Origin of the sequence: Candidatus Paceibacter sp., assembly GCA_013360865.1 — a bacterium.
In the GTDB taxonomy this organism is placed as follows: domain Bacteria; phylum Patescibacteriota; class Minisyncoccia; order UBA9983; family UBA9983; genus SURF-57.
Window position 1 is genome coordinate 43712 of sequence record JABWAS010000001.1, and the last position, 6936, is coordinate 50647.

General features: G+C 47.5%; 9 protein-coding genes. 1 reads left to right on the plus strand and 8 read right to left on the minus strand.

The annotated features are described in order from the left end of the window. Nucleotides 1-114: 114 nt before the first annotated feature. The 8 genes from HUT38_00220 to HUT38_00255 all read right to left on the minus strand — a co-directional run bounded on the left by HUT38_00220 (nucleotide 115) and on the right by HUT38_00255 (nucleotide 6498). Nucleotides 115-291, minus strand: a complete 177-nt coding sequence (locus HUT38_00220; protein ID NUQ56914.1) for a hypothetical protein — start codon at nucleotides 289-291, stop codon at nucleotides 115-117. A 97-nt stretch (nucleotides 292-388) separates the two neighbouring features. Further along, nucleotides 389-871: a crossover junction endodeoxyribonuclease RuvC gene (gene ruvC / locus HUT38_00225; protein ID NUQ56915.1), complete on the minus strand. Its 483-nt coding sequence runs from the start codon at nucleotides 869-871 to the stop codon at nucleotides 389-391. Nucleotides 872-946: 75 nt separating this feature from the next. Continuing rightward, nucleotides 947-1489, minus strand: coding sequence for a YebC/PmpR family DNA-binding transcriptional regulator (locus HUT38_00230; GenBank protein NUQ56916.1), 543 nt, complete (start codon nucleotides 1487-1489; stop codon nucleotides 947-949). Nucleotides 1490-1566: 77 nt separating this feature from the next. After that, nucleotides 1567-1905: a DUF86 domain-containing protein gene (locus HUT38_00235; GenBank protein NUQ56917.1), complete on the minus strand. Its 339-nt coding sequence runs from the start codon at nucleotides 1903-1905 to the stop codon at nucleotides 1567-1569. Beyond that, the gene (locus HUT38_00240; GenBank protein ID NUQ56918.1) at nucleotides 1892-2200 is read right to left on the minus strand and encodes a nucleotidyltransferase family protein; all 309 of its coding nucleotides are present in this window, start codon (nucleotides 2198-2200) and stop codon (nucleotides 1892-1894) included. Before HUT38_00240 ends, HUT38_00235 begins: the two co-directional genes overlap by 14 nt. Nucleotides 2201-2246: 46 nt before the next feature. Next, the gene (ruvB, locus tag HUT38_00245) at nucleotides 2247-3281 is read right to left on the minus strand and encodes a Holliday junction branch migration DNA helicase RuvB (protein NUQ56919.1); all 1035 of its coding nucleotides are present in this window, start codon (nucleotides 3279-3281) and stop codon (nucleotides 2247-2249) included. Between the two features lie 237 nt (nucleotides 3282-3518). Continuing rightward, nucleotides 3519-5189, minus strand: coding sequence for a type II/IV secretion system protein (locus HUT38_00250; GenBank protein NUQ56920.1), 1671 nt, complete (start codon nucleotides 5187-5189; stop codon nucleotides 3519-3521). Nucleotides 5190-5352: 163 nt separating this feature from the next. Further along, nucleotides 5353-6498, minus strand: coding sequence for a hypothetical protein (locus HUT38_00255; protein NUQ56921.1), 1146 nt, complete (start codon nucleotides 6496-6498; stop codon nucleotides 5353-5355). 88 nt (nucleotides 6499-6586) lie between these two features. On the opposite strand from HUT38_00255, the gene HUT38_00260 reads away from it, so the two are divergent. Beyond that, nucleotides 6587-6936 (plus strand): nucleotidyltransferase domain-containing protein (locus HUT38_00260; GenBank protein ID NUQ56922.1); only part of this gene is annotated, 350 nt, incomplete at its 3' end.

Here is a 6936-nt window from a genome sequence, read left to right on the forward strand (position 1 = left end):
ATCCCGCTTTAAGCGGGATGGTTTTTAAAATCATATCTGGAGCGTTTTACCCCCACACATGTAAACGCAAAATCATCGGCTCACGCTTTACTATACCTAAACAGGTGCGGGGGTTTATTCTTCGTCAAACATGCTGCCGTAAATCTCGTCTTCTTCGTCGCTGTCGTCGCTCCAGTCTTCATCGTCGGCTCCATGGAAGGTTCCTCTCATGTCTTCCTCCTCATCTTCCGTGTCGCCGCTGTTGTTGATTTTCGCCGCGGCAAAAAGCGGCAAATCAATATTTAAATCCATTATTTTTTAAATATTTTTTAAAAACGACCAATAATTGATTATTTTTAGCAAGAATAAAAAAAATGTAAAGTAATTTGCGCCGGAGCTGTGGATAATTTTATTTATCTGCTTGAATTTGGCGAGGCGAAGCTGCCAAAGCTATAGCTATGGCATCCATTTCATCGTCATACTTGGCCGGTTTCTCCAGTTTTAAAATTGCCGCGATCATCTTCCGCACTTGTTCCTTTTCCGCCCTTCCGTAGCCGGTTAGAGCCATTTTTACTTCCAAAGGGGTTAGTTCCATGACACGCAGATTATTTTCCGCCGCCGCGCACAGCGCGACGCCGCGGGCTTCCGCCACTTTAATGGCCGTTTTTTGGTTTCCGGCGAAAAAGAGGCTTTCAATCGCCATAACTTTTGGCCTGAATTCGGAAATTGTTTTGTTTAAATTTTGGCGGATATGCAAAAGGCGTTTTTCGTGCGGGTCGCTTCTTTTGGTTACAATGCAACAGGAATAGACGAGCTTCTCTTTTGGGCCGCTTTTGTCCAAAACGGCGAAACCCATCCGTTCAAATCCGGGATCAATGCCGAGGATTAACATAAAGTTTATAAAGTTGAAAGTTTATAAAGTTGAAAGTTTTGATTTTAGATTTTAACTTTACGAACTTTATAAACTTTATGAACTTTTCACTGAATTTGTAAAAATTTCCTGCACATCTTCGCTTTCTTCCAGCGCTTCAATAAGTTTCTCCAGCGCCTCTTTGTCGGCGGAGGAGAGTTCCACGGTTATTTTGGCGGACGGTTTTTCTCCGCTTAACTCAAAAGCCCACAAAACCGAACCCTGCTCGGCGAACTTGCCGCCTTTTTCATTAAGGATATGTTTTATTTCCGCCACGGCGCGGTTTTTGCTGTCGGTGATAACGTCTATGATCATAGCCACGCCGCCCGGGCCGTAGGCTTCGTAACGGGCGCTTTCCAGCTGGGCTTCGCCGCTTTTGCCGGAATCTTTGGCGATGGCGCGTTCTATGTTTTCCTTGGGCATGTTTTCGGAGCGGGCTTTGTCTATGGCGGCGCGCAGCTCGAAGTTGGTGCCCGGGTCGTCGCCTTTGCGGGCGGCCAAAGCGATTATTTTGGCGTAGCGGGAAAAAACCTTGCTCCTCTTGGCGTCAACCACCGCCTTCTGCCTCTTTATTTGAGTCCATTTATTATGCCCGGCCATAAAGTAAGAATAAAGAATTAGGAACCAAGAATCAAGAGATTTTCTCTCCGTGGATTTTGTGTACACGGTTAACACAATTACGCCACAATGATGGCCTTTATTACTTCTTTCAGTTTTGGCAAATCGTCCTGGCAAGTATCCCAAACGATTTTCGTGTTTACGCCGAAGTATTCATGAATCAAGACATTGCGCATGTCCGACATGTCGCGAAAGGGAATTTCGGGGTGCTTCTTCTTAAAATCATCACTTAAATTATTGGCCGCCTCGCCGATAATTTCCAGTTCACGCACCACGGCATCAATAGTCTTTTTGTCTTTCAATAGAGATTCATAGTCAAGACCGCGCAAATACTCGTTAATACTTTCGATCGCTTCCAGAATGTGCTGAAGATAAACATTATCTCTATTTTCCTCCATAGACAAGTTCGGATTCCTTGATAACTTTCTCTTTAAAAAATTTACTAAGAGCCTCCGGCGTCAAAAGGTCAACTTTTTTCCCGACGAAATCGCTCAAACGTCTTTGCAAACGGACGAATTCAAAAAATCCAATTTTGGCAGTTGGCTTAAACTCAACAAGAATATCCACATCGCTGTCGTTTCTTGCCTTGTTGTTTAAAAAAGAGCCGAATAAAGACGCCTTTTCAATATCGTTTTTGGCGGGGTCGCTTGATATAGCTTCCGCTATTTTCTTTTTTATTTCTTCCTTTTGCATTATTTGAATGATAGCAAAACGGCACAGCCAAAACAAGCCAAATAAATTACAGCAGGTTTTTTTGAATCTGGGTCAGGCCGAGGTGTTTGTAGGCGTTTTCGGTGGCGACGCGGCCGCGGGGAGTGCGCTCCAGAAAGCCGAGCTGGAGAAGGTACGGTTCGTACACTTCCTCAATAGTGGCCTCGTCCTCGGAAGTGGCGGCGGCGATGGTTTGCAGGCCGACGGGGCCGCCTTTGAACTTTTCTATTAAAACGCTTAATATCCGGCGGTCGTTGTTATTGAGCCCTAATTCATCTATCTCCATCATGTCCAGAGCCTGTTTGGCCGAAACGGCGTCAATTTCGTTTTTGTTGTGTATCTGGGCGTAGTCGCGGCAGCGTTTTAGAAAATGATTGGCCAAGCGGGGTGTCTGGCGGCTTCTTTTGGCAATTTCTTCAGCGGCGTCCGGAGAAATGACAACGCCCAATATGCCGGCGGAGCGGGTGATTATTTTTTGCACCTCTCTGGGGGTATAAAATTCTAGCCGGAAGGTTCCGCCGGAAAAACGAGAACGGAGAGGGGAGGAGAGCAGGGCGATTCTGGTAGTGGCCGCCACCAGCGTAAACGGAGGCAGTTCTAGCTGGATGCTTCTGGCCGAAGGGCCTTTGCCTATAATGATGTCCAGCGAGCGGGATTCCATGGCCGGGTATAAAATTTCTTCCACTGTTTTGTTGAGCCGGTGGATTTCGTCTATAAAAAGAATGTCGCCCGCGGATAGGTTGGTAAGTATGGAAGCCAGGTCGCCCACGCGCTCAATGGCCGGCCCGGAAGTGATTTTTATCTGGGCGCCCAGTTCTTTGGCTATCAAATGGGCCAAGGTAGTTTTGCCCAGACCCGCCGGGCCGTAAAAAAGGAGGTGCTCAATGTTTTCCTGGCGTTCCGAAGCGGCCTTGATGAGTATGTGCAGGTTCTTTTTTATCAGCTCCTGGCCGATATATTCGGCCCATTTTTGGGGTCGCAACGTCTGATCCAGCGCTTTGTCCAAAAAAGCGCTGGCCTTGCCATTTTTTAAATTATCGGCGTTTTGGCTTGACATTTGCATTATTATCTGCTATGGTGGTGATGAAATTGAAAAAACACAGGCTTCTACGAAACTAATCCGCCTCGTAAAGCTCTAAGCAACGTTCCGCCTTCGGCGGAATACCAGAATACCTTTAAAGGACGTTTTGGTGCTCCGACTTGTCGGAGATTTCTGGAACCATCCTTAAAAGATATTCTAAACTTTTGGTACCCATATTAAAAGTGTTGCTTAGAGATTTACGGGGCGGATTTTTTGTTTTTAAACATCTACAACTCTCTGCAATTCATCCAGCGATGTCACTCCCTTTAAAACCTTCAGCACGCCGTCTTGCTTCATGTCCGGCAAGCCCTGCTTTCTTGATTCTTTAAGTATTTCCGTTTCGCCCGGGCTGGTCAGAATAAGCGGCTCCAGCTCCTCGTTTATCAAAATGGCTTCAAAAACGCCTATTCTTCCCTTATATCCTATGTTGTTGCAGGCCGGGCAGCCTTTGGCCCGCCAGAGAAAAACTTCGCCCGTTTCCGGTTTGGGATAATTTTCCGGCAGGGAAGCGATGGTTTTTCTGACAATTTCCGACTCTTCGGCATTGGCCGGAGTTTTTTCTTTGCACTTGTCGCACAGCTTTCTCACCAGTCTTTGAGCCATCGTCAAGTTGACGGCCGGCGCGATGGCCGACGGCGTTACTCCCAAGTCCACCAGGCGGGGGATCGTGCCGGCGGCATTGTTGGTGTGGAGCGTGGAGAGCACCAAGTGGCCGGTCAGCGCCGCGTTCATGGCCGTTCTGGCCGTGTCCAGGTCTCTTATTTCGCCCACCATTATAACATCTGGATCCTGCCGGAGGATGGAGCGGAGTCCGTTGGAGAAAGTGTAGCCGCTCGCTTCCTCCACCTGCGTTTGCACCACTCCTTCCACGTGGTATTCCACCGGATCCTCCAAAGTGATTATTTTCGTGCCCGGCGTGTAGATTTTTTTGAGGAAAGCGTAGAGGGTGGTGCTTTTGCCGGAGCCGGTCGGACCGGTGGTTAGAATCATTCCGTTGGGCTTTTTTAATTCCTTTTCCACTATACTCAACAACAGCGGCTCCATGCCCAAACCTTCCATGCGGATGTCTATTGATTCCGGATTGAGCACTCTCAACACTATAGATTCGCCGTAAGATTCTGGGATGACCGACGATCTTACTTCTATTTCTTTTTTGGCCAATCTGATGCTGAAGCGCCCGTCCTGCGCCTGATTGTGGATGTTGAGCTTCAGGCCGGAAACCAGCTTAATTCTGGAAAGGAGGAGGTTGTAAACTTTGTAATCAAAGGAAAGGATGTCGTGGAGCACGCCGTCCAGCCTCATCCGAAGCCTCACTTGGCCGTCCTGCGGTTCAATGTGGATGTCGGAAGCGTCGGCGGCGATGGCTCCCGCCAGAATTATTTCCAGAACTTCGGAAATTTTACGGTTTTTCTGGGTGGCGGCGGAGGCGACGAAGATATTTTTCAAATCTTCAAGAGTGGAGGTTTGCTTTAAAAATTCTTCCAGTTTCTCGGAGGAAATGTCTATGACGCCCCTTGCTATTTCTTCGTATTGCGGCACCTCGGCGTACCTCTTCCAGGCGTTTTTGAGGCTTTCTTCGGAAACCATGAACAGGTTTATTTTGTACCCCTTGTTTTCAAGGTCTTTGACGGTTCTTTTTGTTTTTTCCGGATTCGGGCTTTCTATGGCCGTCTGGAGCTTCTGGCCGACTTTCTGGAAAACGGCCATTTTCGCCTCGCGGGCTTCCGCCTCCGGCAGTATCTTTAAAGCGTCTATGTCTATGGTTATTCCGGAAAGGTCTAAGTATGGCAGGCCGTATCTTTGGGAAAGGATTTTAGCCAGGTCTTCGGCTTCCTTTTTTCTCATCTCCTCTATTTGCTCTTGTTTTTTGTCGTCCTCAAAGATTGGCATCCCGGTTAGTACAAATTATGATTGCCTATGTTTTTTAGTTCAACAAACCTCCAACAATTAAACAATCAATTTATTTTTAATACTGCGACTTTTGTCATGCCCGGCAAAACCATCATAATTTGTCCTACCGGGCATTGTTGTTATTACTATATATTCTATCCTTTTATGGGACCTCTTTCAACGCGTTTTTTATCTTCAGCTCCGCTTCGGAAAAATTTTTATACGGCCCGCACAGCAGATACGCTCCTTTGTCTTCGCAATTCAGCGCCAGCCGGATTTTTTCGGCCGCGCCGGAGCGCTCCCGCGGGGAACTGCTTCGGATAAGGCATTTTACGGAATCGTTTTTCTGCCAGAGCACCGCCGCCAAAGACACATTCGGGTAAAAGTCAAAAATCTGGCCGCCGATACCGGCGAAAACGGCTTCGCCGGCGCCGATAAGCCCCGTTTTTTGCAGGTCTTGCTCGGAAAGAAAAGTCCAAACCAAGCCGCGGCCGCCGTCGGAAGCTGTTCTGGCCAAAGCGCGGCCGAACAGTTTTGCTTCGTTGTCGCTTTTTTCCAAAAAAACTTTGCTTATTTTATCTTGCTCGGCGCCGGATTTGAGCAGCGCGGCCAAGATGCCGGCCGTTTTCTCGCCAAGCGACTTTTTTAAAAATCTGGTTTCCGTCAGCAAAGAAGCCAGAAGCAGGGAAGCGGAATTTTTATCAGCCCGGAGCGCCTGCCTGCCGGCAGGCAGGCTCCCTGATTTTCCGGCAGCCAGCAATATGTCGTAAACTTTTCCGGCCAGGGTGTCCGTCTCCGCCGCCGGCGCGATTATTATCGTCTTTTCTTCCGGCGGAAAAATTATTTTTTTGGCCGCCTCCGCCGCCAAAGATTCTTCAATCTTGTTTTCCGCGCGCGGAGAAAAATAAATGACCGCGTCCACGTTTGCCGGCATGGTTTTAAAAACGACGTTTTCCCCAACAACCTCTTCTTTGGTTGAGCTTATGTTTATTTTTACGTATTGCTCGTCCTCGGAGTAGGATATTTCTTTGATGTCCACCTTGTCTTTCGGGATTAAAATCGAGGACGAGTGGATTAAGGAAGATTTATTGTCCGGCGGCAGAATGTCCGCCCATTTTTGGCGGAACGCGGTGTCTTTTTCCGGCAGTTGAATCACGGAGTATTGGTGGCCGCCGTCGTTTTTCAGCAAGCGGGCGAACGCTTCCGCCGCCAGAAGAGTTTCTTCCGGAGAATTCTTACCGCAGATAATGGCAAAAGAGCGGCTTTCCGAAAATATTTTCCTTATTTTCTCCTCCTGCTCCGGCGTCATGCCCCATTCCTAGCATTTCATTTTTAGCAAGGCAAGTTGACCCGTTGGAAGTTTTCATTTCCTGTGCTTTTGTGGTAGATTAAAGCTGATGAAGAGCGCGGAAATAAAACAATTAATTCCAATTTTTGAAATTTACCCTGAAATAAAACTGGTTTATTTTTTCGGCTCAAGAGCTAAAGGAGAAAGCGGGCCGCTTAGCGACTACGATTTTGGAATTTACACGGGCGAAAGAAAAACCGATAAAATTTTTGCCTTGAAATTTTCCATCCAGGATAAAATTTCTCGCGCGCTTGGCACGGACAAGGTTGACGTGGTAATGATGGACGTCGCCCAAAGTCCGGAATTGAAATACGGGATTATTAAAGACGGGGAGTTGATTTACGAGAAAGAACCATACCGCGTCTTAATTGAGCCTAGAATTTTAAATGAGTATTTTGA